At 65.0% G+C, this 26,340-nt stretch carries 21 protein-coding genes; 20 read left to right on the top strand and 1 reads right to left on the bottom strand.

Annotated features, from left to right (window positions below; translation table 11 throughout):
- Positions 1 to 176: 176 nt before the first annotated feature.
- The 4 genes from JHC57_RS02815 (at position 177) to JHC57_RS02800 (ending at position 5,882) form a co-directional block, all read left to right on the top strand.
- Positions 177 to 686, top strand: coding sequence for a sigma-70 family RNA polymerase sigma factor (locus JHC57_RS02815; RefSeq protein WP_294028479.1), 510 nt, complete (start codon positions 177 to 179; stop codon positions 684 to 686).
- Positions 683 to 1,744, top strand: a complete 1,062-nt coding sequence (locus JHC57_RS02810) for a FecR domain-containing protein (RefSeq protein WP_294028477.1) — start codon at positions 683 to 685, stop codon at positions 1,742 to 1,744. Before JHC57_RS02815 ends, JHC57_RS02810 begins: the two co-directional genes overlap by 4 nt.
- A gap of 83 nt (positions 1,745 to 1,827) precedes the next feature.
- Complete coding sequence (locus JHC57_RS02805; RefSeq protein ID WP_294028476.1) at positions 1,828 to 5,142, top strand: TonB-dependent receptor; 3,315 nt, start codon at positions 1,828 to 1,830, stop codon at positions 5,140 to 5,142.
- 185 nt (positions 5,143 to 5,327) lie between these two features.
- Complete coding sequence (locus JHC57_RS02800) at positions 5,328 to 5,882, top strand: hypothetical protein (RefSeq protein ID WP_294028474.1); 555 nt, start codon at positions 5,328 to 5,330, stop codon at positions 5,880 to 5,882.
- A 143-nt stretch (positions 5,883 to 6,025) separates the two neighbouring features.
- Here JHC57_RS02800 and JHC57_RS02795 read toward each other — a convergent pair whose 3' ends face one another.
- Positions 6,026 to 7,564: a hypothetical protein gene (locus JHC57_RS02795; protein WP_294028472.1), complete on the bottom strand. Its 1,539-nt coding sequence runs from the start codon at positions 7,562 to 7,564 to the stop codon at positions 6,026 to 6,028.
- 7 nt (positions 7,565 to 7,571) lie between these two features.
- Between JHC57_RS02795 and JHC57_RS02790 the strand changes: the two genes are divergently transcribed.
- From JHC57_RS02790 to JHC57_RS02715, 16 genes are all read left to right on the top strand, one after another.
- Positions 7,572 to 8,528 carry a hypothetical protein gene (locus tag JHC57_RS02790; RefSeq protein ID WP_294028471.1) on the top strand — a complete coding sequence of 319 codons (957 nt, stop codon included), beginning with the start codon at positions 7,572 to 7,574 and terminating at the stop codon, positions 8,526 to 8,528.
- Between the two features lie 318 nt (positions 8,529 to 8,846).
- Positions 8,847 to 9,449: a sigma-70 family RNA polymerase sigma factor gene (locus JHC57_RS02785; protein WP_294028469.1), complete on the top strand. Its 603-nt coding sequence runs from the start codon at positions 8,847 to 8,849 to the stop codon at positions 9,447 to 9,449.
- A complete protein-coding gene (locus tag JHC57_RS02780) occupies positions 9,415 to 10,407 on the top strand; it encodes a FecR domain-containing protein (protein ID WP_294028468.1) in 993 nt (330 codons plus the stop codon). The genes JHC57_RS02785 and JHC57_RS02780 overlap by 35 nt, the downstream gene beginning before the upstream one ends.
- 91 nt (positions 10,408 to 10,498) lie before the next feature.
- The gene (locus JHC57_RS02775; protein WP_294028467.1) at positions 10,499 to 13,813 is read left to right on the top strand and encodes a TonB-dependent receptor; all 3,315 of its coding nucleotides are present in this window, start codon (positions 10,499 to 10,501) and stop codon (positions 13,811 to 13,813) included.
- Positions 13,813 to 15,405 (top strand): alkaline phosphatase D family protein, encoded by a 1,593-nt coding sequence (locus JHC57_RS02770; protein WP_294028465.1) that lies wholly within the window; start codon positions 13,813 to 13,815, stop codon positions 15,403 to 15,405. The genes JHC57_RS02775 and JHC57_RS02770 overlap by 1 nt, the downstream gene beginning before the upstream one ends.
- Positions 15,406 to 15,773: 368 nt before the next feature.
- Positions 15,774 to 16,367 (top strand): STN domain-containing protein, encoded by a 594-nt coding sequence (locus JHC57_RS02765; RefSeq protein WP_294028464.1) that lies wholly within the window; start codon positions 15,774 to 15,776, stop codon positions 16,365 to 16,367.
- Complete coding sequence (locus JHC57_RS02760; RefSeq protein WP_294028463.1) at positions 16,364 to 17,035, top strand: energy transducer TonB; 672 nt, start codon at positions 16,364 to 16,366, stop codon at positions 17,033 to 17,035. Before JHC57_RS02765 ends, JHC57_RS02760 begins: the two co-directional genes overlap by 4 nt.
- Positions 17,036 to 17,072: 37 nt before the next feature.
- Complete coding sequence (locus tag JHC57_RS02755) at positions 17,073 to 17,615, top strand: RNA polymerase sigma factor (protein WP_294028461.1); 543 nt, start codon at positions 17,073 to 17,075, stop codon at positions 17,613 to 17,615.
- 20 nt (positions 17,616 to 17,635) lie between these two features.
- Positions 17,636 to 18,580: a FecR domain-containing protein gene (locus JHC57_RS02750; RefSeq protein ID WP_294028459.1), complete on the top strand. Its 945-nt coding sequence runs from the start codon at positions 17,636 to 17,638 to the stop codon at positions 18,578 to 18,580.
- Positions 18,581 to 18,663: 83 nt separating this feature from the next.
- Positions 18,664 to 19,449 (top strand): LuxR family transcriptional regulator, encoded by a 786-nt coding sequence (locus JHC57_RS02745; RefSeq protein ID WP_294028457.1) that lies wholly within the window; start codon positions 18,664 to 18,666, stop codon positions 19,447 to 19,449.
- 208 nt (positions 19,450 to 19,657) lie between these two features.
- Positions 19,658 to 21,361 carry a ShlB/FhaC/HecB family hemolysin secretion/activation protein gene (locus tag JHC57_RS02740; RefSeq protein WP_294028456.1) on the top strand — a complete coding sequence of 568 codons (1,704 nt, stop codon included), beginning with the start codon at positions 19,658 to 19,660 and terminating at the stop codon, positions 21,359 to 21,361.
- A 10-nt stretch (positions 21,362 to 21,371) separates the two neighbouring features.
- Entirely contained in the window at positions 21,372 to 23,063 is a 1,692-nt protein-coding gene (locus JHC57_RS02735) for a DUF2341 domain-containing protein (RefSeq protein ID WP_294028454.1), read from the top strand.
- Between the two features lie 12 nt (positions 23,064 to 23,075).
- Entirely contained in the window at positions 23,076 to 23,483 is a 408-nt protein-coding gene (locus tag JHC57_RS02730; protein WP_294028452.1) for a biopolymer transporter ExbD, read from the top strand.
- 18 nt (positions 23,484 to 23,501) lie between these two features.
- Positions 23,502 to 24,197: a hypothetical protein gene (locus tag JHC57_RS02725; RefSeq protein WP_294028450.1), complete on the top strand. Its 696-nt coding sequence runs from the start codon at positions 23,502 to 23,504 to the stop codon at positions 24,195 to 24,197.
- A 32-nt stretch (positions 24,198 to 24,229) separates the two neighbouring features.
- The gene (locus JHC57_RS02720; RefSeq protein ID WP_294028449.1) at positions 24,230 to 25,819 is read left to right on the top strand and encodes a putative porin; all 1,590 of its coding nucleotides are present in this window, start codon (positions 24,230 to 24,232) and stop codon (positions 25,817 to 25,819) included.
- Between the two features lie 11 nt (positions 25,820 to 25,830).
- A complete protein-coding gene (locus JHC57_RS02715) occupies positions 25,831 to 26,307 on the top strand; it encodes a hypothetical protein (protein WP_294028448.1) in 477 nt (158 codons plus the stop codon).
- Positions 26,308 to 26,340 lie beyond the last annotated feature (33 nt).

The following is a 26,340-nucleotide window of genomic DNA, read 5'->3' as shown; positions in this document are numbered from 1 at the left end:
GGCAGGGCCGGGAAGAGATCGATATCGTACCAACCTGCACATGCCGGAATGTGCGGGCAAGGGATGCCGTTCGCCGACCATATTTCAAAGCCGGACCGGACATGATCGGGAAAAAAGAAGGGCGCATTTTTCGCCGATAAACGTTTTAGTGTCGAGACGGCGGATGAGAGGGGGCTGTGACGGCGGAACCTGTGCCCGAGCTGGAGCGGTTGACCCGGAAATTCCGGCCGCCGCTGATCGCCTTCTTTTCGCGGCGCGTAGGAAGTCTGGCCGAAGCCGAAGACATGACTCAGGAGGTTTTCTTGCGGCTGGCGAATTCGCACAGGGACAGCGAAGAGCTGAGTGCCGCCTATATCTTCCGGATTGCCGCCAATCTGGTGACGGACAGGGCGCGCCGCGACGGCACGCGCCGCAATTTCGCGGGTATGGTGAAGCAGGATGCCGGCGCGGGCATCGACAGTCTGGACCCGTTCCGGATCGTGTCTGCGCGCGAATCGATCGCGGTCCTGTGGGCCGCGATCCAGGCGCTTCCCGAACCGACGCAGCAAATCTTCATCCTGTACCGGGTGGAGAATATTCCGAAGCAGACGATCGCCGACAATTTCGGATTCCACATCCGCACCATCGACAAGCATATCCTGCGTGCGCTCGTCTTTCTCGCTCGCCGGATGGAGCAGCGGACATGATGACGCCGCAGAACGACAATGACCCTGGCGAACGCGAAGAGCAGGCGGCGGCATGGTGCCTGCTGATCGCCGACCGGCCGCTCACCGCGCGTGAGCAGGGCGATTTTGACGAGTGGCTCGCCGCGGACCGGCGTCATGCCCGGCATTTCGAACAGATGGTCGCGGTGTGGCAGGGAACCGATGCCATTGCCGAAATGCCAGGTTTCCTGTCGCTTCGCGCGAGGGCGCTGACCGCGATGGAACAGGCGCGCGCCGATACCGAGGCCCCCGGGCTGACACGTCGCCGCGCCTTTGCGGCGATGGCGGTTGTCGCGCTGATGGCATCGGCGGCGGGCTGGTACTGGAGCCATGGCGCGGACGTATATTTCACTGAAATAGGCGAGCGGCGTGTGGTCCGGCTCGATGACGGATCGAGCGTTTCGCTCGACGCCGACAGCCGGATATCGGTGTCCTTCACCGACGAGCGGCGCGGAATTACGCTCGATCGCGGCCGGGCGAAATTCGACGTGGCCAAGGATCCGCTGCGGCCGTTCACGGTGACCGCGGGTTCGCAGGCGGTGGTGGCGGTAGGCACGAGTTTCAGCGTCGAACTGCTGCGCGACCAATTGCGCGTCCTGCTGTTCGAAGGCCAGGTTGCGGTCGTTCCGCGTGCGGCCGCGACGGGCAAGGTCAGGGCGGGCAAATCGACCGTGCAGCCCACCCCCCAGCTTGCGCCAGGACAGGAACTGGTGGCCAGTCTTTCGTCGGGAGCGGCGGAGATAGTTCCTGTGGCGGAAGGCCGTTCGCCGGGATGGGAAAGCGGGCAGGTCGATTTCGACGACATGCCCCTTGCCAACGCCGTCGAACGGATCAACCGCTACGCCGCATCGCCGATCGCCATCGGCGATGCGGCTGCCGGCCGCCATCTCGTGAGCGGCGTTTTCAACGCTGGCGACACCGAGAGTTTCATCAGGGGAGTGACCTCGCTCTATCCGCTCGTCGCCCGCGAGGAAAATGGCCGGATCGTGATCGGGACCGCAGTTTCGGGGGCAAGCGAAGAAAAAATCGATCCAAGATAAGAAACGGGGGCGCAAAAGGACGGTCCATCCGTTTTAATGGCGGAGGGGCCAAAAAACAATCCCTCGCACAATGGGGAGGGATTATGTCCGCGCGTTACTATTTGCTTTCAAGTCTTGCGTTGGGCGCGCTGGTCGCCGTTTCGGCGCCGGCCCATGCCGAGGCGCGTCAGATACACCAGTTCGATATTCCGGCCCAGGATCTTGGCAGTGCGCTGCGGACTTTCGCCCGGGTGTCGGGCGTTCAGGTCATTTTCGACGGCAAGATGGTGCGGGGAAAGCGTAGCGAGGCCTTGCGGCATCGCTCCGGCGCCGAGGGCGCGCTGCGCGAATTGCTGCGCGGGACGGGGCTGACCTTTCGCCGCAACGGAAAGATCTTCATCGTCAGCCCTGCGCGGAAGGTCGCGCAGGCCTCCGCCGAGACGGCGGGCGCGGTCCCGATGGCGGCCGCGGTCGGGGCGTCCGATCAGGCGGGTGGCGACAGCGAAATCATCGTGACGGCGCAGAAGCGCGAGGAGAAGATCATCGACGTGCCGATCGCGATGACCGCGCTTTCGGCGGCGGCGCTGGATGACCGGAAGATCGAGGGCGGGTCCGAGCTGCTTCGCGCGGTGCCAAACGTCAATTTCTCCAAGAGCAATTTCAGCATGTATAATTTCTCGATCCGCGGGGTCGGGACCAAGGCGGTGTCGGCATCGAGCGATCCGGCCGTGGCGGTGAGCTTCAACAATACGCCGCTTGTCCGCAATCGCCTGTTCGAGTCCGAATTTTTCGACATGCAGCGGGTCGAGGTTTTGCGCGGTCCGCAGGGCACGCTTTACGGGCGCAACGCGACCGGCGGCGTGGTCAACCTGATACCGATGCTTCCCGAGCCCGATTTCGGCCTGCTCGCGAAAGTCGAGGTCGGCAGCTTCAAGTCGATGCGCGCGAACGCCATGCTGAACCTTCCGGTCACCGATACGCTGGGCGTCCGCTTCGCGGGCGCGCTGACCAGCCGCGACGGTTTCGATTATAACAGCTTCACCGGCAAGCGTGTGAACGGCCGCGAGCTATGGTCGACGCGCGCGGTCGCGGCGTGGGAACCGGGCGATCGCTTTCGCGCCAATCTGATCTGGCAGCATTTCGAGGAGGATGACGACCGTTCGCGGACCGGCAAGAGCCTTTGTACGCGCGACCCCGGCCCATCGCGGATCGGCAATGTGACGATTACCGATCCGGTGACGCAGGGGCGCATGAGCCAGGGCTGCCTGCCCGGGTCGCTCTATGACGATGCGGCCTATGGCGCGCCCAACGGCAACGCCTTGTCCTATTATCTCGCCGCGCGGGGCATTTCGCTCGGGATCGATCCCGTCACGCGGACGGTCGCGGTTCCGATGATCAGGCCGGGCGACCCGTTCAGCAACGTCGTGCAGTCCCGCAATCTGCGGGAGATTGCGACCAGCTACGATCCTGTGTTCCGGGCGAAGAACGACCTGTTTCAGCTCAACATGGAACTCGAGCCTTCGGACGGGCTGAAGTTGGTGTCGCAGACCGCTTATGCGCGCGACCGCTACTACTCGTCGCAGGATTACAACCGCTTCGTATCCAATCAGGTTTTCAACGATTCCTCGCAACCGCTCAACGATGTCTTCAACCGGCCGATCGATACCGCCCGCTATCCCGGACCGACGCCCGACGGCATTTATTGCGATCCGCAGGTGGGCTGTTCGGACCGGCTCCTGTCGATCGACATCAGCCGGTCGCGCAACCGTCAATGGTCGCAGGAGCTTCGGCTGCAATCCGATTTCGACGGCGCGCTGAATTTCAATCTTGGCGCCAACTATCTCGATTTCAAATCGCAAGACGATTATTATGTCTTCAACAATTTCTTCACGGCCATCGCGGACTATTTCTACAAGGGCATCCGCGGTCCGGGCGGCGAGCTCACGACAAACCCGTGCCCGCTTGGCTTCGAGGGGCGGGAGTGCGTTTACACCGACCCCAACGGGCTCGACAGCCTCGACAACCAGGGGCACAATTATTTTCTCAGCCAGAACGGCGTGCGCATCAAGTCGAAGGCTCTGTTCGGCGAGCTGTACTGGAATGTCACGGACAATCTCAAGCTGACTGCGGGCGCGCGCTATACGAGCGACAGGAAGGTGTCGACGCAGATACCCAGCCAGCTGCTGCTCGCGGGCGGCACCGAGAGCGCCGTTCCCGGCCAGAGTACCGGCGGCCGCGTGAACAGCGGCTATCCGGCCCTCGACGATATCCGGCAGAAGTGGAACAAGTTCACAGGCCGCGTCGTACTCGACTGGAAGCCCGACCTCGGCTTTGCCGACGATACGCTGATCTATGCGTCGGCATCGCGCGGTTACAAGGGCGGCGGTACCAATCCGCCTCGCGTCGACATCAATCCCGCGATCGTCCAGGATCAGCCGCTCGATACGACGTTCAAACCCGAATATATCAACGCTCTGGAAATCGGGACGAAGAACAGCTTCGACGGCGGCCGGTTCACGCTCAACGCGACCGCATTCTACTATGATTATAAAGATTATCAGATTTCGCAGATCGTCGATCGCATCGCCTATAATGAAAACTTCGATGCGACGAGCTGGGGGCTGGAACTCGAGGCCGCCTGGCGACCGTCGCGGGCCTTTCGCGTCGATGCCAATCTGGGATATCTGCGTACCCGGCTGGACAATGGCGAGCAGTCCATCGACGTGATGAACCGTACGCAGGGCAACGCCGACTGGGTGGTTCTGCGCCCCTGGCTGCAGGCGCCCTCCAACTGCATCGCGCCGCGGGTGCTGGTCGAACGCATCCTGGCCAGCGCGCGCACCAGCCTGCATCAGCTGGGGCTGACCGCGATGTGTCCGGGCAGCAATCGGATCGGGGATTTCAATCCCGCGACGACGGGCGGCACGCCCTACAACAGCCTGTTCGGCTTCACCTACGATCCGCTTGCACCCTATAACCCGGACACCATTGGGCTGAACATCAACCAGGGCGGCAGCGGAGCGCCGAACGGCGGGCGCGGGTTCGCGGCCGATCTTTCGGGGAACGAGCTGCCCAATGCGCCGCGGCTGACCTTCAACGTCGGCGCCCAATATACGTTCTTCATCGACGGCGGCGATTGGGAGCTGACGTTCCGCGGCGACTATTACCGCCAGTCGAAGAGCTACGCCCGGATATACAATACCGCCTACGACCGGCTCAAGGCATGGGACAATGCCAATGTGGCGGTGACGCTGTCGCGTCCGGACGACGACCTGGCCTTCCAGTTCTATGTGAAGAATCTCTTCGACGATGCGCCGATCACCGACGTGTTTACCAACGCCGACGATACCGGCCTCAGCGCGAACGTCTTTACGCTCGATCCCCGCATCATCGGTTTCAGTGTCTCAAAAAGATTCTAGATGTAAAATAGAGTAAAATATTGTTTATATTAATATCCGAAATGGTATAATGAATACCGAATTCAGATTGAATAATATATATAGAGTCAATTGACTCCAAATTTAATAGTGGCAAAATTTTACTGCATCACGACTCGGTGATGTTCTTGTAAGCGCTTTTTTCACTGTTATTTGGGAGATGATTGATGAAAAAGATGGCAATCTTCGCAGCGACGGCGCTGTCCTTGCTGAACGCGCAGGCGGGCGCCCAGACCTGGACGCCGGGTCCGGGCGCCGCGCCGGTCTGGGTATGGGAAGGAACGGTCACGGTCCAGAAGGGATCGTCGCCGGCCTTCCCCTGCCGGGTGACGGTCGAAGTCGTGAATCCGGGCACCGGCAGCACGACGCAAACCCAGCAGCCCGCCGTCACGCCGGGCAATGTCGACGGCATCCAGTTCAACGCTGGCTTCATCGCCTGTCCGGGCATCCTGCCGATCACGCAGCCCTTTGCGGTGGATTATACCAATACCGGCGGCAACGAGGCGTTCAATGTCCGGAACGTCTATGTGATCACACCGACCCCCGGCGATTGTGCCGGCGACATCACGAACATCGTCTTCAACGACAACAACCCGCCGAGCTCGGGCGACGACAGCCTCGACGTCAATGCGGTGCTGCCGGAAGTGACCCCGGGCAGCGGCGCCTGCACGATCATCGGCAATCTTCCGCTGAGAACTCCCGGCGCGGTGGACATCAGCTAAGCCGCCTTTCGTGATCGTGTCCGGATGAACGGCACCTCTCCGAACTACGGGCGCGCCTTTCGGGCGCGCCCGTTTTTTTCGCTGGTAATGCGCAATGGGGCTTCTCGATGGCGCGAAGGCTGATCCCCTTTTCGTTGGCGATGCTACTCGCTCCGGCGGCGCCCGCCGCGCATGGCATGGCGGCGATTTCCGAAGCCGACCGGACGGCCACCGCGAAATTGCCCGCACCGCGAAGCGAGGCGCGGTCCGGTGCCGAACCCGACCCGGTGCCGGGCAGGAGCGACGAGATCGTCGTCACGGCCAGTCGGCGCGGCGAAGCCGAGGTCGCCGCGGAAACCGAGTTCGAGGAGGATGAGATCGCGGGCCATGGCGCGGATAGCGTGCAGGATCTGCTGGCGCGCCTTTCCCCTTTCATCAATGCAGGCGGCGCGCAACCGGTGATCCTGATCAACGGCAAGCCGATCGGCTTTGATCGGTCGATCCTGTCCTATCCGGCCGAGGCGCTGGAGCGGCTGGCGGTTCTGAAACCGGAAGCGGCGGCGCGATACGGAGAGCAGGCGGGCCGGCGCGTCATCAATCTGGTTCTCAAGAAGAGCTTTGCGAGCCTCAACGTCGATGCCGGCTTTGATTTCGCGACGGCCGGCGGACAATATGGCGGTTCGCTGTCGGCGATGCGCGCGGCGATCGATGGCGATACCCGCTGGAACGTCCAGGCGCGGGTCAATGCCGACAGCGCCTTTCTCAAATCCGCTCGCGATCTTCCGCGGCGTGGGGGCCTCTTCGATGGCATGGGCTTCGTTGCGGCGCCCGGCGGAGGCGAGATCGATCCCGCACTCAGTCTCGCCGCCGGCATGGCCGTGACCGTGGCCGCCGTTCCGGCCGGCGCGACGCGCGACCCCGGCCTCGACGATTTCGCGCGGACCGCGAACATCCGCCATCCGGTCGATCCCCATCGCTTCGAGACATTGCGATCGCCGCGGCGGGCTGCGGTTCTCAGCCTCGGCCTCACGCGCCCGATCGGGGCTTTTTCGGCTTCCTTCGCGCTCAACGCGAACCGGAGCCGTACCGAGGGGAAGCGCGGTCTGCCCATGGCGTCGATCATCATCCCGGCCGGACATCCCTCGTCGCCCTTCGCCGATGATATCATATTGACGCGGCCCTTCGACGGCCTGCGCGCGCTTCGCACGATCAACGAGGTCACGTCGCTCGGGGCCTCGCTGTCGCTGAATGGCCGCATCGGGGGCTGGCAGACGAGTTTCGGCGTCAACTGGTCGCGCAGCCGGGCCGACAATCTTCTGGAAAGCGGGGTCGACGTCGCGGCTGTCCAGCGGTCCATCGATGCGGGCGATCCCGATTTCAATCCCTATGGGGCGTGGGACGAGAATTTGCTGCTGGCCTTGCGCAGCCGGACGCGCGGCGAAAATCTGAGCGTGCGGGCCAATGTGCGCAAGGCAATCCTCGATCTGCCGGCGGGGCCGATCGTGTGGAATGTCGTTATCGGTGCCAGCCGCAATCGAACATGGAGCCGGCAGGGGGGGGACGGTTGCCGGGCATTTCGCACCGGCAGCCGTGTCGCGGCGACAGATCGACGGCCAGCTGTCGCTCGGTTTGCCGATATCGCGGCAGAGCGACGCGGAGGCGAACTGGCTCGGCGACCTGGACGTCGATCTGTCGGCCAGCATGCAGACGATGACGGGCAATCGGGCGCAGCGGCGCTTTTTCGGAAATCTGAGCTGGTCGCCCTGGCCGGTCGTCCAGTTTCGCGGGTCGATCGACCATGCGGAGATCGGGCCCTCGTTCGAGCAGCTCGACGCGCCGGTCGAGACCGTCGTCAATCGCATCTTCGATTATGCGCGGCAGGAGGTCGCGGAACCGGTGTGGATTACGGGCGGGAATCCCTCCCTTCTCCGGGGCGAGCGCAGAGATGTGTCGCTTGCCGCCATGATCCGTCCGCTCGGACAGATTCTGACGCTCAACATCGGCTATCGCCGGTCGGTGACGCGCGGCGGCGTGACATCCTTTCCCGAGCTGACGCCGGCCATCGAGGCCGCCTTTCCCGAGCGCGTCACGCGCGACGGGGAAGGGCGGTTGGTGACGGTCGATGCGCGGGCCATCAATATCGCCCGCAACATGGATGCCGATCTCACGACCGGCGTCACCTTCCGTCTCGTGAGCGGCAACCGGGCCGACCCGGTGCAACTCAGCGCTTCGCTCAACCATCGCTGGCGGCTCAAGAACATGCTCCTTGTCCGTCCGGGCCTGCCGGCGATCGACCAGCTCGGCGCCGGCGGGCAACCGCGTCACAATCTCTCGGCGCAACTGTCGATCGGCAAGCGCGGCCTCGGCCTGAACCTGGCCGCCAACTGGAGCGCCCCGGGGCGTGTGCGGGGAGCGGCAGAAGATTTCATTTTCAGGCCGCCGACGACGTTCGGCCTCTCGGCTTTCGTCGAGCCCGACCGCCTCTTCGCCTCTCCATCGAGGAAGGGGGTGATGAACGACTTCAAATTGTCCGTCGACGTCGACAATCTTTTCAACGGCTACCGGCGCGTGACGCGCGTCGACGGCTCGATCCCCGCCGGTTTCAGCCGCGACGAGGTCGATCCCCTGGGGCGGACGGTCCGGCTGGTGCTGCGAAAGAAATTCTGATGCCGCGCGGATAGGCTGGGGATTGCGACAGACCCCCGTCGTGAAAACGGGACGGCTTTCGTCAGCCCCGCCAGCTACGATGAAGGGTGTCCGCGTCGAGACCGTTGCCGGTCGGCACCGATCCCGAAAGCCGCGTCGGTTGAGGTGTCATTTCTGTGACGAATCCGGAACGAGACTGTCATGCCATTGGCATCGTTCTGAATGCTGGCTGTCACATTTCACACCTAACGCAGCGCGGACTCGCCGCCGGGCCGTGCCGTCCGCGGTTCCCCGCTCACGGCGGTCGTATGATCCGACCATGCTTTCCAGGGATAGCCAGTGCCCGTTCCGGACCGAGAAAGAACGCGATGGTTTCTTCGCAACATCCTGCCGCACGAGCCGGCGCTGCGGGGGTGGCTGGCGCGCCGCACACCGCTCGGTCTTGATCCCGACGACATCATCCAGGAAGCCTATGCGATCCTGGCCGACCTCGATAGCCCGGACGGGATTGTCCATCCCCGCGCCTATCTCTTCCAGGTGGCGCGATCGGTCATCTCCAGACAATTGCGGCGCGCGCGGGTCGTCCCGATTCATGCGGTCGAGGACGTCGCTGCGCTCGAGCATGCCGACGATCTGCCATCGCCCGAACGGATCGCCATCGACCGCGACGAGCTTGGGCGGCTGGCGCGGGCGATCGCCGCGATGCCGAGCAAGACGCAGCAGGCCTTCGTGCTGCGCCGCGTCGATGGTCTCTCGCAGCGCGAAATTGCCGCGCGTATGGCGATCTCCGAAAATACCGTCGAAAAACACATTTCGCGAGGGCTGCGTTACCTGATCAATTGGTTTGGCGATGGCGGAAGAGCTCTGGCAGAAGGCTCTACGAAAACGGAGTTGGAGATGGCCTTCCTTGACGAGCGAACGCGAAACCAGTCGAGACATTGACGATCAGGCGGCCGCCTGGATCGCAAGACGCGACCGCGGCCCGCTTTCAGATGGTGAAGCGGCGGCGCTGGATGCGTGGCTCGCCGGCGATTCGCGCCGACGCGGCGCGATGTTGCGCGCCGATGCCGTTTCGATGCTCAGCGAATCCGCTAGCGCGCTGGGGCCGCAGTTCGACCCGCAACGCTTCGCGCCGGGCGAACCCCGCACCATAACGCGGCGCAAGATGCTGGGCTGGGCCGGCGGCGGGTGCGCGATCGCCGCATCGGCGGCGACGCTCGGCATCGTTCTCCCCGCCGCGGGCGCGATTCATACCGATCTCGGCGAAGTGCGGCTGGTCACGCTCGACGACGGCTCGACGGTCATGCTGAACACGAGCACGAGCGTGCGCGTGCGGTATACCGACCGCGAACGCCGCGTCGAATTGCTCGAAGGCGAGGCCTTCTTCACGGCCATCCGCGGCGCGCGCCCCTTCGTCGTCGATGCCCGCGACAACCGGCTTTCGACCTTCTCCGCCGCGTTCCGCATCCGTGCGCTGGACGCGGCGCCCGTCGATATCCTGGTCGACCGCGGGGGGCTTGCGCTGCGCGGGCCGGGTATCGCGGCGCCGGTGACGATGCGCCCCGGCTCGCGGCTCATTCTTCCCGCCAGCGGCATATCCGCGCGCAGGCCCGCGCCACGCATTGTCGACCCCAACCTGCTATCGCGCGAACTTGCGTGGCGCGAGGGCAAGATCGCCTTCGAGGGCGAACGGCTCGACGAGGCGGCCGCCGCCTTCGCACGCTACAGCAACACGCGGATCGAGATCGCCGACCCGGCGCTCGCGCGCGAACCGGTCACGGGGCTGTTCGCCGCAGGCGATCCGGCGGGCTTCGGCCGCGCCGTCGCAACGGTCTTCGGCGCTCGCGTCGAGCAGCGCGGAAACCTCGTCCGGCTGTATCGCGCCGCACCGCAGCAATAATTTGCGCAAGCCAGGGGCGGAAGCGCGCCGCCCAGGTCTCTCAGTCTCCGAACGGGCGGAGGTCGCCGCCCGCATCTCGGGGGCAATAGCCATGAATTCGCGTCGTTTCGCACTTACCACAACCGCCGTCGTCGTCGCGCTCGCCACCTCGGCGCCCGCCTATGCACAGGTCCGCCAGTTCGACATTCCCGCGCAGCCGGCGGTCAAGGGGATCCCCGAACTCGCCCGTCAGGCGCGAATCCAGATCGTTGCGGCCGCACGCGACCTCGAAGGGGTGCGAACGCCGGTGATCAAGGGGCGGATGGACGTGCGCGCCGCGCTCCGTCGCATGATCGCAAACACACCGCTCGAAATCGCGAGCGACGACGGGCAGGTGGTGACTCTGCGCTCCCGCCGCGCGGTACAGGGCGCACAGACCCGCGAGGTCGCCGGCAAGGGTGAACTCACCGGCCAGGTCATCGACCCCGCCACCCGCGAATATCTGCGTGCCGCGATCGTCGAGGTGACGGCCGCGAACGGCGACCGGCGGTCGATCACGACCGGCGAAGGCGGCGAATATCGGCTGGCCGATGTGCCGGCCGGACCCGCCACGATCACCGTCCGCTATATCGGCTATGCCAGCCAGAACGCGACCGTAAGCGTTTCCGCGGGCGGCACCACGCGGCAGGATTTTGCGATGACGCGCGGCGACGAGCGTGGCGAACTCAACGACGAGATCGTCGTCATCGGCGTGCGCGAGGGTGACGCGCGCGCGATCATGAGTCAGCGCCAGTCGATGGATATCAAGAATAGCCTGTCGGCCGAATCCTACGGCGATATCGCCGACGGCAATCCGGGCGAATTCATCAAGTTCATGCCGGGCGTCGACACCGATGCCGGCGGCGACGGCGACGGTACCGTGCGCAACGTCAAGCTGCGCGGGCTTCCCGCCGAATATACCGCAGTGACGCTGAACGGCGTCAGCCTGGCGGGCGTCGATGCGATGACCGGCGCCGCCGGCTCGCGAACCTTCAGCTTTGAACAGCTGTCGCTGAGCTCGATCGACTCGATCGAGATATCGAAGACGATCAGCGCCGATGTCGATGCGAACGCGCCGGCGGGCACGATCAACATCAAGACGAAGCGGGCTTTCGATCGCAAGGGCCGGCGCATCCTGCTCCAGGCGAGTGCCAGCACCCACGCCAATTTGTGGGATTCGCGCGAACATACAGGCCCCGGCGAGGGCGGGTATGGCGGCAAGCGCTTCCTGCCCAACTGGCAGGTCGAATATTCCGACGTGCTGCTCGGCGGACGACTTGGCGTGGTCGCGAGCGTCAGCAAGTCGAACCTCTATATCGAGCATGAGCAGGTCACGCTCGGCCGCAGCAACGTGCCCACCGCGATCAGCCCCGAGCCGCTGGCGATCACATCGATCGAGACGCAACAGGACTCGCGCGAAATCTCGCGGCTCGCGGCATCGCTGAATATGGACTTCAAGGCGAGCGACGAACTCGTGCTCTCGCTCGCGTCGGTTTACAACGAGGCCGACATCTGGGCGGCGTCGACGGCATATAAATTCACCACCAACGCACGAACGCGCGGAGTGATCGGCGACCCGCTATTCGACATCACCACCCAGCAGGCGGCGACGGCCGCGAGCATGTCGATCCAGAACACGCTCAATTACAAGACGAGCAAGGGCAAGACGATCATCCCCAGCTTCAATTACGAGACCGGTCAGCTCGCCATCGACGGCAACCTCTTCTATTCGGACTCGATCAGCACCTATGACCCGCAGGGCGAGAAGGATTCGGCCTATGTGCTGAGCGCGCTCACCGCCCGCGGCAATTTTTCCGCGCAACGCGAACCCGGCGACCTGTTCGGCCAGAAATGGCAGATTCAGCAGTTGAGCGGTGGAGACTGGAGCGACCCGGCGAGCTTCTCGGGACCGTCGGCGCTGATCCTGCGCCTCAACAATGGTCCATATGCCAAGCGTACCCAGCGCGGGGGCGCTCTCAATGCCACCTATCGCACCGATGTCGGCGGCCTGCCGCTGGTGCTGAAGGTCGGTTTCAAGAACCAGCGTGCCAAATGGCTGTATCGCGACGAGACCGACAAGGATCGTTACCGTTATGTCGGCGATCTTTCGACCGCGGACCTGTTCGCGCAAATCCAGGGTGGCAACCAGGTGTCGTTCGCCGACAGCGGGATCGACATCCGGACTCTGAACGGCAGTTCGTATCTTTATATGCCGAGCGGTTACAAGCTGCTCGAGCTCTACCGCCAGCATCCCGAATATTGGACCGCGACCGCCGCGACGACGGCGAGCGAGTGGTACAGCATCAATGTGGGCAACAACCGGCAGTTCGCCGAGGAAACAAACGCGCTGTACGCCATGGGCACGGCGGAGCTGACCGAGAAGCTGAAGGTGCGCGCGGGCCTGCGTTGGGAACAGACGACCACCACCGCGCTGGAGGTGGACGCGCTCTCCGCGCAGGAGGTCGCGGCCGCGGGCTACCCCGTCTCCGCCTCGACGGGCATGGCGACCACCATCCCGGGGCTCGAATATCAATATTTCTCGCGCCCGAAGGTCGAGCGCAAGGGAACCTATGACTATTTCTTTCCCAGCGCGTCGCTCAAATATTCCTTCACGCCCAGCACCGACCTGCAACTCGGCTACAGCCGCACGATCCGCCGTCCGGAAGTGGGCACGCTCACCGGTATCTGGTCTATCGATGATATCAACCAGGTCATTCGCGCGCCGAATCCGGGGCTGAAGCCTGAAATTTCCGACAATATCTCGCTGCGTCTCGCGCAATATTTCGAACCGGTCGGCGTCGTCGCGATCAACCTGTACCAGAACAAGGTGAAAGGGCTGTTCCAGACCCAGGACCTGACCGCCGACGAGTTCGGCTATACCGGTACCGAATATTCGGATTACACCTTCCGCACCACCACCACGGTGGGCGGCGAGGCGATCAGCATCCGCGGCTGGGAGTTCGAATTCAGCCATGCGATGAAGTATCTGCCATCGCCGCTCGACGGGTTGTCGGTGCGCGGCTCGCTCAGCATGAACTATCCCGAAGTGCCGATCGTCGGTGTCGCCGACAAGATGGGCAGCATCTCGCTTTCCTATCGCAAGGGACCGGTGAAGCTCTATCTCAACACCGCCTGGACCGGCGACAAATACCGCAGCACCACGCCCTCCTACTACGACGATTTCTGGGATATGAGCTTCTCGGGGAGCGTTGCGGTCCACAAGGGGGTCGAGGCATTCTTCTCGATCCGCAACTTGCTCAACAGCGCCCGCAACGTCATCGTCGAGGGATCGACCGTAACCAGTTCGGCGACTCCCTATGACGATTATAGCGCCGTCTATCTCAAGGCGGGAACGAGCGGCGTCATCGGCCTGCGCGCCCGTTTCTGATGATGTCGCCCCATATCGATCGCCGCCGTCTTCTCGCCGCGGCAGGCGGCATGGCGCTGTTCGCCGGTTTCGGGTCCGTATCGGCGGCGACGCCGAAATTCCGGCGCTATCCCTTCTCGCTTGGTGTCGCCTCCGGCGATCCATGGCCTGACGGCTTCGTGATCTGGACGCGGCTGGCACCTGACCCGCTTGCCGAACATGGTGGCATGCCGATGGTTGCGGTTCCGGTGTGCTGGGAGGTATCGGAAGACGCGCGTTTCACCCGGATCGTGCGCTCGGGCGAAGCGGTGGCGCGGCCCGAATTCGCGCACGCGGTGCATGTCGAGGTCGATGGCCTTCGCCCGCACCGGCCCTATTGGTACCGCTTCCGCGTCGATGGCGCGGAGGCCAGCACGGCGGGGACGGCGCGGACCGCCCCGGCGGCGGGCGTCGGCGTGGACCGCCTGCGAATCGCCGTCGCCGGCTGCCAGGCCTATCCGCACGGCTGGTATGACGCGTGGCACCACCTGAGCGAGGAAGCCGGCCTCGACGCGGTCTTTCATTATGGAGACTATATCTACGAGACCGCCGGCCATCCGGGGGCGCCGCATCTCCAGGTGCGCGATGCCGCCGGCGGCATCGTCGACCGGTCGCATTTCGGCGACGAGATATACAGCCTCGACGATTATCGGCGCCGCTACGCCCAGTATAAGGGCGACCGCCAGTTGCAGGCGGCGCACGCCGCCGCCGCGTTCGTCATGTCATTCGACGATCATGAGGTGGACAACGACTGGGCGAGCGCCTTCGACCAAGATGGTACGCCGCCCGAAGCTTTCGCCTTGCGGCGCTTCGCCGCGATGCAGGCTTGGTACGAGCATATGCCCGTCCGCCGCGCCCAACTTCCCGGGCCGTGCGGCATCGTCATGCATCGCCGGCTCGATTTCGGCGCACTGCTGCGCATGCATGTCCTCGACACGCGCAGTTATCGCGACGACCAGTCATGCACGCAGCCGGGCCAGACCGCGTGCCGCACCGGCGATGCCGAAGCGACGATACTTGGCGACGCGCAGCGTGCGTGGCTCGATCGAGGGCTTCGCAACAAGGCGGGCTGGAACCTGATCGCGCAGCAGGTATTCGCCATGCCGCTATACGAAACGGCGGGAGACGGCACGCGCAAGCTGCGTGCCGGTCCGGACAGCTGGAGCGGCTATCCCGGCGCACGCAAGCAGTTGGTGCGCTCGATCTGTCGTCACGACCTCACCAACGTCGTGATCGCGACCGGCGATGCGCATATTCACGCGGTCGGAACGATTCCGGTGCGCGACGACGAACCCGACGGTCCCGCGGCAGCGACCGAATTTCTCGCGACGTCGATCACCTCGGGCGGCGATGGATCGTCCGTACCGCTCAAGCGGCACGAGGCCCTGCTCGCCGCCAGTCCCAACGTCGCCTTGCTCAACGATCAGCGCGGATACCAGATTCACGACATCACTGCGGAGGCATGGCATGCGGACGTCAAGGTCATGGATCGCGTGCAGACGCCGGGCGGTTCGCTCGATACGCTTGCTCGCTTCGTCGTGACGCCCGACAAGGCTCGCCTCGATTTATCCTGAACCGCCCATGTGGTTCCGGTTCCGGATTCGCCGGACACGCCGGGCAAGCAACGACTTCGCGCCCAAAACACGCCTTTCGAGACCCGGGATCCCCGGCTTCAAGGGCCGAGGTCGGGAAACTTCCGGTCGCTGCCGCCGTCGGGTTTGCCGTCCTCGCCAGGCTGCCGGATTGGCGCCGCGCAGATAATGCGGGCACTGGCGACATCGCTGCCGGTCGTCACCAAATTGCAATACTGGCAGCGCAACTGGCCTCCATTTCGGCGATGGTCTCTGCACGGGGTCGATCAAGCTAGATGGGGCAGACGAGACATTCCGGCCGGGCGATACGCGCGCTCGCTCTGTCACTGGCGCTGTTATGTCAGGCGCTGGTGGCCGGGCCCGTCGCGGCGCGCGAGCGCGACTGGGGCGTAACCGCCGGCCAGCCGCTTGCGGATGCCTTGCGCCAGTTCGGCAAGCGCAACGGATATGACGTCATCGTCGCCGAAGGCCTCGTCGAGGGCAAGCGGGCCGGCCCCGTGCAGGAGGCGCGGACCGCATATGAGGCGTTGATGCAGATGCTGGAGGGAAGCGGATTGGTTCCGCGCTTCACGCGTCCCGACGCCATCATCCTCGAATCGGCATCGCGCGAGGCGCCCGCCGACATGTCGCTCGACGAGATCGACGTACTGACCTCGGCCTTTCGCGCCAGCAACGACGAATATCGCTGGTATGGCGAGAAGCTGCTGGGCGCGAGTCTCGCGCTCCTGCGCCGGTCGAGCGAACTGGGCACGCGGTCCTATGATTTCACGCTCTATGTCTGGCTCTCGGCGGACGGACGGATCACCGGTCTCGACGGTTTCGGCGCCGGGAGCAACGGCGAGGCGCTCGTCATCGCGCGCCGGCTGCTCGATGGCATGACGGTCGGTTCGCCCCCGCCGGCGAACATGCCCCAGCCGGTCGGGTTGCGGATCGTCGCGCAATGAACGCGGCGACCGCGATCGGCGGCGAGAGCCGCCGCGCCGCGCCGGAGGATCGTGGGCGCAAGGCCGCAATCGCGCTTTCGCTGGTCCTTCATGCGGGCGGCTTCATCCTCTTCAGCCTGGTCTATGCCGGCAGCGGTGCGGGCGGATCGCGCGCGGCGCCGGGCAGCGAGCCGATGACGGTCGAACTTTTGACGTTCGATCCCGCTGCCGGTCCCGCACGCGCGGGCGGCGGCGACATCGATGCCCGCGATCTGCCCGTCACGCGGGAAAACAGCGACGTCGCCATCCGCACCAAGGGAAGCGGCAAGGCGGCCGAGGCGGGCAACGCGAAATTCGACACCGAACTGGCCAGCCTGCTGGCGGACGATCCGCTCGCGGGGGCGGGCAAGTCGGCCTATGGCGCGATCCTCCGCAAGCATATCGCGGCGCATAGCCGGCGCCGCGGCGATCATATCGGTCGCGGCGATGCCGGCCTCGTCATACTGCGTTTTCGCGTCGCGCGTGACGGGCGCGTCGTCGATGCGCGCGTGCTGCGTTCGCCGAACAGCCTGGTCGGCGAAAAGGCGCTCGCCGCGCTGTGGCGCGCCGAACCGCTGCCGCAGGTGCCCGACGAACTGCCCGCACCGATCGAGGTCGATGTGCCGATCGACTTCCAGGTCCGGGGGTGAGTGCCGATGCGCCCGCCCGTGACGGCCCGCTAGCGCCGTGGAGACCTTCGCCCTCCTGCAGCGCTTCATGCAACTCTATCCCGATTTCCGGGAGCGGCTGCGTCGCCGCCTCGGTTCGGCTGACCTAGCCGACGAGGCGCTGAACGAAGTCTATGTCAAACTGCGGACGACCGAAAAATCCTATTCGGTGCGCAACGCGCCCGCCTATCTGTTCCGCCTGACGCTGAATGCCGCGACGGATCTCCGCCGGTCGGCGAACCGCCATTCGCTGGCGGACCGGATCGAGGCAGCGCTCGACATCCCCGATCCTACACCCTCGGTCGCGCGCACGGCGGAGGATCGCGAGGCGGTGGGGCAGCTCGAAGCCGCGATTGCCGCGCTGACCGAACGGCGGCGGATGATCCTGATCGCGGTGCGCATCCACGAACGGTCGTGCCGCGAAATCGCCGCCGAACTTGGCGTCTCGACGCGGACGGTCGAGATGGAGCTTCGCTGCGCGCTCGACCATTGCGCCGAATATCTGAAAAAAGAAGAACGGGAGGATTTCGCTTATGGCCGGCAAAAACCGTCTCGTCATTGAAGGACTGATCCAGGTTGACGATGCCCGATAATAATGAACTGGGACGATGGCCCGACCGCGACGCGATGGCGCGTAGCTGGGTCGTGCGCCTGAAATCGGGCGAGGCGACGCAGCGCGACCTCGACATGCTGCTGTCGTGGCGCGCGCAAAACGAAGAGAATGAAGGCGCGTTCCGCCAGGCGGTCCGCCTGTGGGAACAACTGGGGCCGGCGCTGGCCGGCGGCGCGGCCTTGCCGGCGGCCGGCCACGGGGTTTCGCGCCGCTGGTTCCTTGGCGGCGGGGCTGCGATGGCCGCCGCTGCGGCGGTGTCGCTGGTGCCCCTGGCGGCGCCTGTCCCGGCGGGGGCGCGTGAATATCGCACAGGCAAGGGCGAGCGCCGTCACGTCCGGCTCGAGCCCGAGGTCAGCGCCGAGCTCAACACCGATTCGCGGCTGTTGTTCTGGGCCGATGCCGCGGCGCCGCGTGTCGAGCTGTCGCAGGGCGAGGCCCTGATTTCGGCGACCTGCGATCCGGGACGCCGGCTGATCGCCACGGCGAAGGATGTCGAGGTCCGCGCACAGGTCGCGCGTTTCTCGATGCGGTCGGGCGGTGGGCTGATGCGTGTCGCCTGTCTGGAGGGACGGATCGAGGTGGTGTCGCAGGGCGGCCGCGCCACGGTCGATGCCGGCGCCAGTCTCGACTTCCGGGCGGGTGAGGTGCGGCCGACCCCGCGCGACGTCGCCGAAAGCGGCGCCGCATGGCAGCGCGATCTGTTCCTGTTCAAGGACCGCCCGGCGAGCGAAGTGATAGCCGAGCTCAATCGCTATCGCCCCGGGCGCGTCTACCTGCTGGGCAGCCGAAACGAGGTCCGGATCAGCGGTGTCATCCACCTCGAACGCGCGGATTTTGCGGTCGATCACATCGCAAAGTCGCTCGGCATGAAGGTCACCCGCCTTCCGGGAGGCATTGCGATCCTGCGAAATTAGGGAACCGCGAAAAAAAGATTTCGCATTTCCCGGCCCCCGAACGTCATCGGAGCGAGGGGAATGAAATGAGTGCGTGTCTTGCCATGAAGCCGCTGGAAATGCTCGACGCCGGACTTCCCGCGCTGTCGGGCCGGCTGGCGCAGGTCCGGACGCGCAAGGACGCGTTCGACCTGCTCGCCTGCTTTCTGCATGGGCAGGGCCTGCCCGATCTGATCCTGACCTTCATTCCGCCGGGGGACCTTGCCAACCAGACCGTTCAATGGTCGACGCTGGCGAGCGAAACGGCCGACCGCGTGCGCAACATCGGCTTTGACGGGCGCGACCCGGTCCGGCGCTTCGCACGCCGCGCGATCGAACCTTTCGTGTGGACCTGCGACGAATGGCCCGGCGAGAAGTCGGCCTTTGCGAGGGATGTCATGGCGAACCTGCGCAGGGCAGGGGTAGAAGGCGGCGTCAGCGTGGCGGTATGGGGGCGCGGCGGGCGCGTTGCGATCGCCGACGCGATCGCTGCTCCGCCGGTGTTGCGGGCCCTGCCACCATCATTTCTCGACCTCTTCTTTGTCGCGACCGTGCTGACGGCACGGACGATCGAAAGGCTCTCGCTCATCCGCGGCCGCACGCCGCTATCCCGTCGCGAAATCGAGATTCTCGAACTCGCCGCGCAGGGGCTCACGAACAGCGCCGTCGCCGAGCAGCTCGAGATCGTCGAAGAGACCGTCAAATTCCATTTCCGGGGAATCCGGGAAAAGCTGGGCACCCGAAGCAGAGCGGATGCCATCGCGCTTTTCGCGATCCTCGATGCATCATGGGATGGATCGTTCCGGGAAGGCGCAGGAGTGCGGTCGTCACAGGCCGGCTCAAGAATATAATATATCTAAAATATAGAAATAATAACCTCTTCAAATCCAGCCTGGATCAATATTGATCCGGGCATTTTGTTGTAAGATATTTATATAAATCTACTCGAAAAGGTTAGTATTACTAATGTCATAGTGAAACCTTAGCGGAGCGACCACCGGTAGCGAATCGGGCTGACCGATTCGACTTTACGAGGGGCGTTGCACAGCGATGGTTCGAATGAAAAAATTGAGAGCGGGGCGTACCCTGCACCCGCTGCGGGGTTGTATGGCCGCGGTAAGCGTCCTTGCTCTCTGTGCGGCGAATCCGGCCGCGGCGCAGGACGAGGCCGCCGCGGCGCCGGCGGGCGATCCCAAGTTTCGCTTCGACGTCATGGAATATGTCGTGCGCGGCAATTCGGTCCTCACGGCGGCCGACATCCAGACGGTGCTGATGCCGCACGCGGGTTACGGCAAGAGCGTGCCTGACGTCGAAGTCGCGCGCAGCGAGCTTGAAAAAGCGTATCGCGACCGCGGCTATGCGACGGTCGTCGTCGAAATCCCGCAACAGGACGTCAGCTCGGGCATTCTCGAGCTGGTCGTCACCGAAGGCAAGGTCGGCCGCGTCCGCGTGACGGGCGCCGACTTCGTGCTGCCGAGCGAGGTTCGCGGCGCGCTGCCGAGCCTGAAGCCCGGCACCGTTCCCAATGTGCCGACGCTCCAGCAGGAATTGTCATCGGCGAACGCGCGCACGACGCGCACGATCACTCCCGAGTTCAAGGCCGGCGCGGCGCCGGGGACCGTCGACATCGAACTGGCGGTCGAGGACAAGAAGCCGTGGGGCGCGTCGATCGAGGTCAGCGACCAGTATAACCGCTCGACCGAACGCTTTCGCCTCAACGTGTCGGCGAACTACGACAATCTCTGGCAGGCCGGACACAGCGCGAATATCTTCTTCCAGACCGCGCCCGAGGATTTCGATCAGGTACAGGTCGTCTCGGGCTCCTATTATGCGCCGCTCGGCTACGGCCGGTCGAGCCTGCTCGGCTATATCGTCAATTCGAACACCGACGTCGCGACGGTCGGCGGGCTGACCGTGCTTGGCAATGGCCTGACCGTCGGCGGGCGCTTCATGCGCACGCTCGGAAATTCGCCGCAGGGGACGGTGCAGTCGCTGTTGTTCGGCGTCGATTACAAGGATTATCTCGACCAGATCGGCCTCGTCGATCCTGAAACGGGCGAGACACTGACCTTCGACACGCCGGTCACCTATCTGCCGTTTACCGCGCAATATCGCTGGCTCGGCGGCAACACGCAATCGAATGGCGAGTTCAGCATCGGCACGACCTTCGCTTTCGACGGCCTCGTCGGCCGCCAGCGCGAATTCGGCTATATTCCCGACAATCCGCTGACCCCGAACGTCAACGAGGAATCGGTCGGCAAGCGCGCCGGCGCCGAAGCGAGCTTCATCTATTTCTATGGCAGCGGCGTCTATAACCGCCAGCTCAAGAATGATTTCGACCTGCGCGCGGCGCTCGACTGGCAGCTCGCCCCCGCGCCGCTGATTTCGAACGAACAGTTCGTGCTCGGCGGGGTCGGCAGCATCCGCGGCTACCGCGAGGCCGAAGTGCTCGGCGACAGCGGCGCGCGGCTTTCGCTCGAACTCGGCTACAAGCTCCCGACGGGCGCCGAAAAGATCGACTGGCGCGTCGCGGCTTTCCTGGAGGGCGGCTACGCTTGGATCGAAAGCCCGCTTCCCGAGGAAAAATCGTCCTTCTGGCTCGGAAGCGCCGGCCTGACGACTAGGTTCGACCTGTACAAGATTTTCTACGGTCAACTCGACCTTGCTTATCAATTTCGATCGGATCCGACGAAGTCGGGGCAGCCTGTCCAGGACGACCTGGGTGGCCTGCGCGCGCACTTCAAAGTCGGCTTGAAATACTGAGGAAATACCCATGAAGAAACTGATTTTCGGAGCGATCGCGGCAGCGATCGGCATGCTTTCCATGTCCGCTGCGGCGCAAACGCAAGACGCCGCCTGGCTCGACGACAATCTGTCGGTGCGCAAGGAAATCGTTGTGAAGCCGGGGGCCGATGGCGCGGGGCTCGACGCCAAGACGGCGACCTTTCCCTTCGTGCTCCGCCTGTCGACGCAGACCTTTGCGTTCGACGATGTGAAGCCCGACGGATCGGACCTGCGCGTCGCGGGCCCCAATGGCGAACGCGTCGACCATTATGTCGAGAATTTCGACCCGAAGTCGGGGCTCGCGACGGTGTGGGTGAAGGGCGTCGGCCTCGACCCCGCATCGAGCCAGACCTATCATCTCTATTATGATGGCGACGTCGCCTCGACCGCCAATCCGGCCGGGGTGTTCGATGCGTCCGAAATCCTCGCGCTCGATTTCTCTGGCTCGCCGGTCAAGGACCGCACGCGCAACAACAACAGCGTTTCGACCGTCCCGACCTCGGCGGGCTTCGCCGGCCAGTCGGCGACGTTCAGCGGCAGGGAAGTGCTGCGCATCGCGGCTTCGAGCAGCCTCAACATCGGCGGCCGGCCGTTCACTTTCATGGCGTGGGTCAAGCCGGGCGCGGCGGGGGGCGGCAGCGTCGTCGACCGGGGTGGGTCCTTCTCGATCGCGCTTGCCGGGCTCGCGCCGGTGGTGACCGTCGGCGGCGTGCAGATCCCCTCGACTGCGGCGCTGAAGCCGGGCAGCTGGAACCATGTCGCTCTCGTCGTGCGCAGCGATGGCCGCGCCGAACTGTTCGTCAATGGCACCCCGGCGGGCGCCGGCAGCGCCGCGCTTCCCGCACAGCAGGGCGATATCGTCGTCGGGCAGGGCTTCGCCGGCCAGATCGACAATCTGCGCTTCGCCGCCGCCGATCGCAGCGCGGGCTATGTGCAGGCGGTCGCGCGGTCGGACAACGGCCGCGGCCTCGTGACCTTCGGCGCCGAACAGGAACGCAGCGGGCATTTCGAACTCGGCTATTTCGTGACCGTCGTCAAAAGCGTCACGATCGAAGGCTGGCTCGTCATCGCGCTTTGTGCCGTGCTGCTGGTGCTTGCGATCCGCGTGATGGTCCAGAAGTTCCGCCTCCTGAAGCGGATCGAGACCGAGAACGGCCAGTTCGAAAAAGCCTATGCGACCGAAGCGCAGCTCGATGGCGCCGCGCTCGGCCAGCACGCCGAAAAGACCCCGAGCTCGACGCTGTCGCAGCTCTATCAGGCCGGGCTGCAGGAGGTTGCCAATCGTTCGCAGGCCGGACGTGCGCGCTTCACTGCGCCGGCGATCGAAGCGCTGAAGGCGCGGATCGATGCGGTGTCGTCGAACCAGGCGTACAGCCTGTCGGACAAGCTCGTCATCCTGACGCTGTCGATCGCGGGGGGGCCGTTCCTCGGCCTGCTCGGTACGGTGGTCGGCGTGATGATCACCTTTGCCGCGATCGCGGCGCAGGGGAACGTCAACGTCAACGCGATTGCTCCGGGTGTCGCCGCGGCGCTGCTCGCCACCGCCGCCGGCCTCGCCGTCGCGATCCCCGCGCTGTTCGGCTACAACCTGATCCTCACCCGGATCAAGCGCATCAACGCTGCTAATCGCTCGTTCGCCGACGCCCTCGTCGCGCGGATTGCCGAAGAATATGGCGCCTGAGGAGCCGGGCTCATGGCTAAAGTTCAAGACGAAGACGCCATTTACGACGAGATCAACGTCGTTCCGATGCTCGACCTTGCCTATGTGCTGATCGTCATCTTCATCCTGATGGCGACCGCGCAGGTGGCGGGCATCGAACTCGACCTGCCGCAGGCGTCGAACCGCCAGACGCTGGAGGCTTCGCAGACGCAGGCGATCAGCGTCGCGTCGACGGGCGACCTCTATCTCAACGGCGCGCCGACGACGACTGCCGAGCTGGAGGCCGAGATGCGTCAGCGTTTCGCCGAGGATCCCGAAGTGCCCGTCGTGATCCGCGGCGACACGCAGGCCGCCTATGGCAAGGTCGTCGAGGTGCTCGATGTGCTGAAGGGCGTGGGCATCACCAAGATCGGCCTGCCCGCCGAAAAGCCCGCGGGCTGAGCGGGGTATCGGACCGCCATGACCGCTTTTCCATCCCTCCGGAAGACGCCCGACCTCAGGCGGGTCGCCGGGCCGGCCGCGCTGATCCTCGCGCTGCTGCTGGCCGCTTGGTGGCTCGCGGGCCTCGACAAGGTCGAGGAGCGCGTGCGCGACGAAGAGGTCGAGATGTTCGACCTCGCGGTCCCGCCGCCGCCGCCTCCGCCGCCGCCCGAACTCACCGAACAGCCGCCCGAGGAGGTCGAGAAGGTCGCCGAAACCGCGCAGGCGGTGCAGCCCGACCCGCTCTCGCCGCCGCAACCGGCGAACACCAACCCGCCGACGGGCGACCTGTCGAGCCTGCTGCAGGACCCGACCAGCGACAGCGGGGCCTTTTCGGGCGGTCCGCGCGGGCAGGGCGGCACCGGCAGCGGCCCGATGATCGGCGGCACCGGCAAGGGCGGCAGCGGCGCGTCGCGCGCTTATGCCGAACTCGTCCAGCGCGCGCTGATGCGGCAACTGCGCAAGCGGCCCAACCTCGCGCAGGCGAGCTTCCAGTTTCGTGTCCGGGTCCGCGTCTCGGGGTCGGGGCAGCTGGAAATCCTGGGGCTCTCGGGCGTCCGTCCGGCCGATCTCGAGGCCGAACTGCTCCAGACGCTGCGCGGCCTCAACCGGATCGACACGCCGCCACCCGCGGGCGTCCCCAACCAGATCACTCTCCAACTCAATCAGGCGTGAAACCCATGACCAAGGAACAGGGAAAATCAACGATGCGTAGCCACAAGCTTAAACCGACTCTCCTGGCCGCGACCGCTGCGCTCGCTGCATTGGCCGCGATCCCGCAGGGCGCCGCCGCGCAGGATCGCCCGACCGATCCCTCGACGATCGATATCCTCGACGTCCTCGTCGAAAAGGGCGTGCTGTCGCGCGACGACGCCAATTCGGTGCTGTCGGAGGCGCGCAAGCGCGCCGAGGCGAACAGCGGCGTCGTGCGTGTGCCCTATGTGCCCGAGGCGGTCCGCAACCAGATCCGCGACGAAGTGAAGAAGGAGGTCGTCGCGACCGCCCGGCAGGAAGGCTGGGCCCAGCCCGACGCGCTTCCCGAATGGCTCAGCCGCTTTCGCTTCTCGGGCGACATGCGCGTGCGGGGCGAGCATGTCGCCTTCGGTCAGAGCAACACGCCGCTGATCTATGACATCAATGCGATCAACGCCGATGGCGGCTATTTCGTCGACGACCTGTTGCCGCTGCGCGCGACGACGAAGGATCGCCAGCGCGCGCGCGTCCGCGCCCGTTTCGGCGTCGATGCCAAGGTGTCGGACAAGGTCGAGGCCGGCCTGCGCTTCGTCACCGGCAACCCAAGCGACCCGGTTTCGACGAATGAATCGCTGACCGGCAATTTCGACAAGTTCATGGTCGGGCTCGACCGTGCGTACATCCGCGTGCGCCCGTTCGACAAGGACGGCCGCTTTGCCGGCAGCAACCTCATCCTCGGCAAGTTCGACAATCCCTTCTTCTCGACCGAGCTGATGTTCGACCGCGACCTGCAGTTCGAGGGCGCGGCGGCGACGCTCGAAGCGCGCCTTGGTGGCGGCGAGGGTGCACCCTCGGTCTTCCTGACCGGCGGTGCCTTCCCGCTCGAGGAATGGGATTTCACCGGCGACGACAAATTCCTGTTCGCGGGCCAGATCGGGGTGAAGACCGCGCCGGTCGACGGGCTGCGCTTCAAGGCGGCGGCGGCGCTCTACGAATTCGCGAACGTCCAGGGCCAGTATAATACGCAGGGCCTGCGCGATAACGACTTCACCGCGCCCGATCGCGTCCAGTTCGGTAACTCGGTGTTCAACCTGCGCCAGGACGGCGGCGTCGTGAACACCGTCAAGTTCGGCCTCGCATCGAAGTTCCGCGTCGGGGCGGCGACCGCGCGCGCCGAATTCGACATCAACCCGACGCTCGTCGGCGCGCTCGATTTCGAGGTGCTGAAAAACTTCGCCTTCGACCGCGACGAACTCGACGACCGGCTGGTGCCCGCGTCGAGCGGCGACATGGCGTGGAACGCGCAGCTGTCGATCGGCCACCGCGAGATCGCCGAAGCGAACGCTTGGAGCCTCAGCGCGGGTTACCGCCGTCTCGAAGCCGATTCGACGCTCGACCTGTTCACCGATTCCGATTTCGGTCTCGGCGGCACCGACCAGAAGGGTTTTGTCGTTCGCGGCAGCTGGGGCCTCGCCAAGAATTTCTGGCTCACCGGCTCGTGGCTTTCGGCGCGCACCATCGACCTCGTCGACCCCGCGACCGGCACCGCCGCGCCGCCGATCGATACCGACGTCTTCATGCTCGACCTGAACGCGAAGTTTTGAGGGATATCGTGATGAAAAAGCAGATCATCGGCCTGTCGCTCGTCGCGCTGGCCATCGCTCCTGCCGCGCAGGCACAGGAAAATGCGGCGCCCGGCGGTTGCATCGTCGCCGAGCAGGCGCAGCAACTGATCGCGACGCTGAAGCAGCGTAACGACCAGCTTCGTGACATGTCGGAAAAGATGCGCGCGATGGAGGCCGAGGTCGCCGCCGCGCGCAGCGCCACCGGCCAGATCGAGGCGAGCCGCAAGGCAATCACGATCGCCGCCGACAAGAACCGCGAACTGCGCGAACTCGGCGACGCGATCATCGCCGATTACGAAAAAATGGGCCTCGGCAAGAAGATGGCGGCGAGCGAACCGCTGACCGGCCTCTATCGCGTCCGGCTGGAGAACAAGCTGCAGGAGTTCAGCGACCAAGTCGCGGCGCTCGGCTTCTACCCCGAGCGTGACGCGGTGCCCGCCGCCGAACCGGCGCCGGCCAACCCCTGATCCGCACACCCGCCGCGCGTACCCCTTTCCCCA

It is taken from the genome of Sphingopyxis sp. (assembly GCF_016463645.1).
Taxonomy (GTDB): Bacteria; Pseudomonadota; Alphaproteobacteria; order Sphingomonadales; family Sphingomonadaceae; genus Sphingopyxis.
This window is presented reverse-complemented; position numbering and strand designations above follow the sequence as displayed.

Bases quoted from the DNA above. Each gene is read 5' to 3' on its own strand.
- JHC57_RS02810 (WP_294028477.1), top strand. From the start codon at position 683: ATGATGACGCCGCAGAACGACAATGACCCTGGCGAACGCGAAGAGCAG.
- JHC57_RS02805 (WP_294028476.1), top strand. From the start codon at position 1,828: ATGTCCGCGCGTTACTATTTGCTTTCAAGTCTTGCGTTGGGCGCGCTG.
- JHC57_RS02800 (WP_294028474.1), top strand. From the start codon at position 5,328: ATGAAAAAGATGGCAATCTTCGCAGCGACGGCGCTGTCCTTGCTGAAC.
- JHC57_RS02795 (WP_294028472.1), bottom strand. From the start codon at position 7,564: ATGCTGGCCGACAGATCGACGTCCAGGTCGCCGAGCCAGTTCGCCTCC.
- JHC57_RS02790 (WP_294028471.1), top strand. From the start codon at position 7,572: ATGACGGGCAATCGGGCGCAGCGGCGCTTTTTCGGAAATCTGAGCTGG.
- JHC57_RS02775 (WP_294028467.1), top strand. From the start codon at position 10,499: ATGAATTCGCGTCGTTTCGCACTTACCACAACCGCCGTCGTCGTCGCG.
- JHC57_RS02770 (WP_294028465.1), top strand. From the start codon at position 13,813: ATGATGTCGCCCCATATCGATCGCCGCCGTCTTCTCGCCGCGGCAGGC.
- JHC57_RS02760 (WP_294028463.1), top strand. From the start codon at position 16,364: ATGAACGCGGCGACCGCGATCGGCGGCGAGAGCCGCCGCGCCGCGCCG.
- JHC57_RS02750 (WP_294028459.1), top strand. From the start codon at position 17,636: ATGCCCGATAATAATGAACTGGGACGATGGCCCGACCGCGACGCGATG.
- JHC57_RS02745 (WP_294028457.1), top strand. From the start codon at position 18,664: ATGAAGCCGCTGGAAATGCTCGACGCCGGACTTCCCGCGCTGTCGGGC.
- JHC57_RS02740 (WP_294028456.1), top strand. From the start codon at position 19,658: ATGAAAAAATTGAGAGCGGGGCGTACCCTGCACCCGCTGCGGGGTTGT.
- JHC57_RS02735 (WP_294028454.1), top strand. From the start codon at position 21,372: ATGAAGAAACTGATTTTCGGAGCGATCGCGGCAGCGATCGGCATGCTT.
- JHC57_RS02730 (WP_294028452.1), top strand. From the start codon at position 23,076: ATGGCTAAAGTTCAAGACGAAGACGCCATTTACGACGAGATCAACGTC.
- JHC57_RS02725 (WP_294028450.1), top strand. From the start codon at position 23,502: ATGACCGCTTTTCCATCCCTCCGGAAGACGCCCGACCTCAGGCGGGTC.
- JHC57_RS02720 (WP_294028449.1), top strand. From the start codon at position 24,230: ATGCGTAGCCACAAGCTTAAACCGACTCTCCTGGCCGCGACCGCTGCG.
- JHC57_RS02715 (WP_294028448.1), top strand. From the start codon at position 25,831: ATGAAAAAGCAGATCATCGGCCTGTCGCTCGTCGCGCTGGCCATCGCT.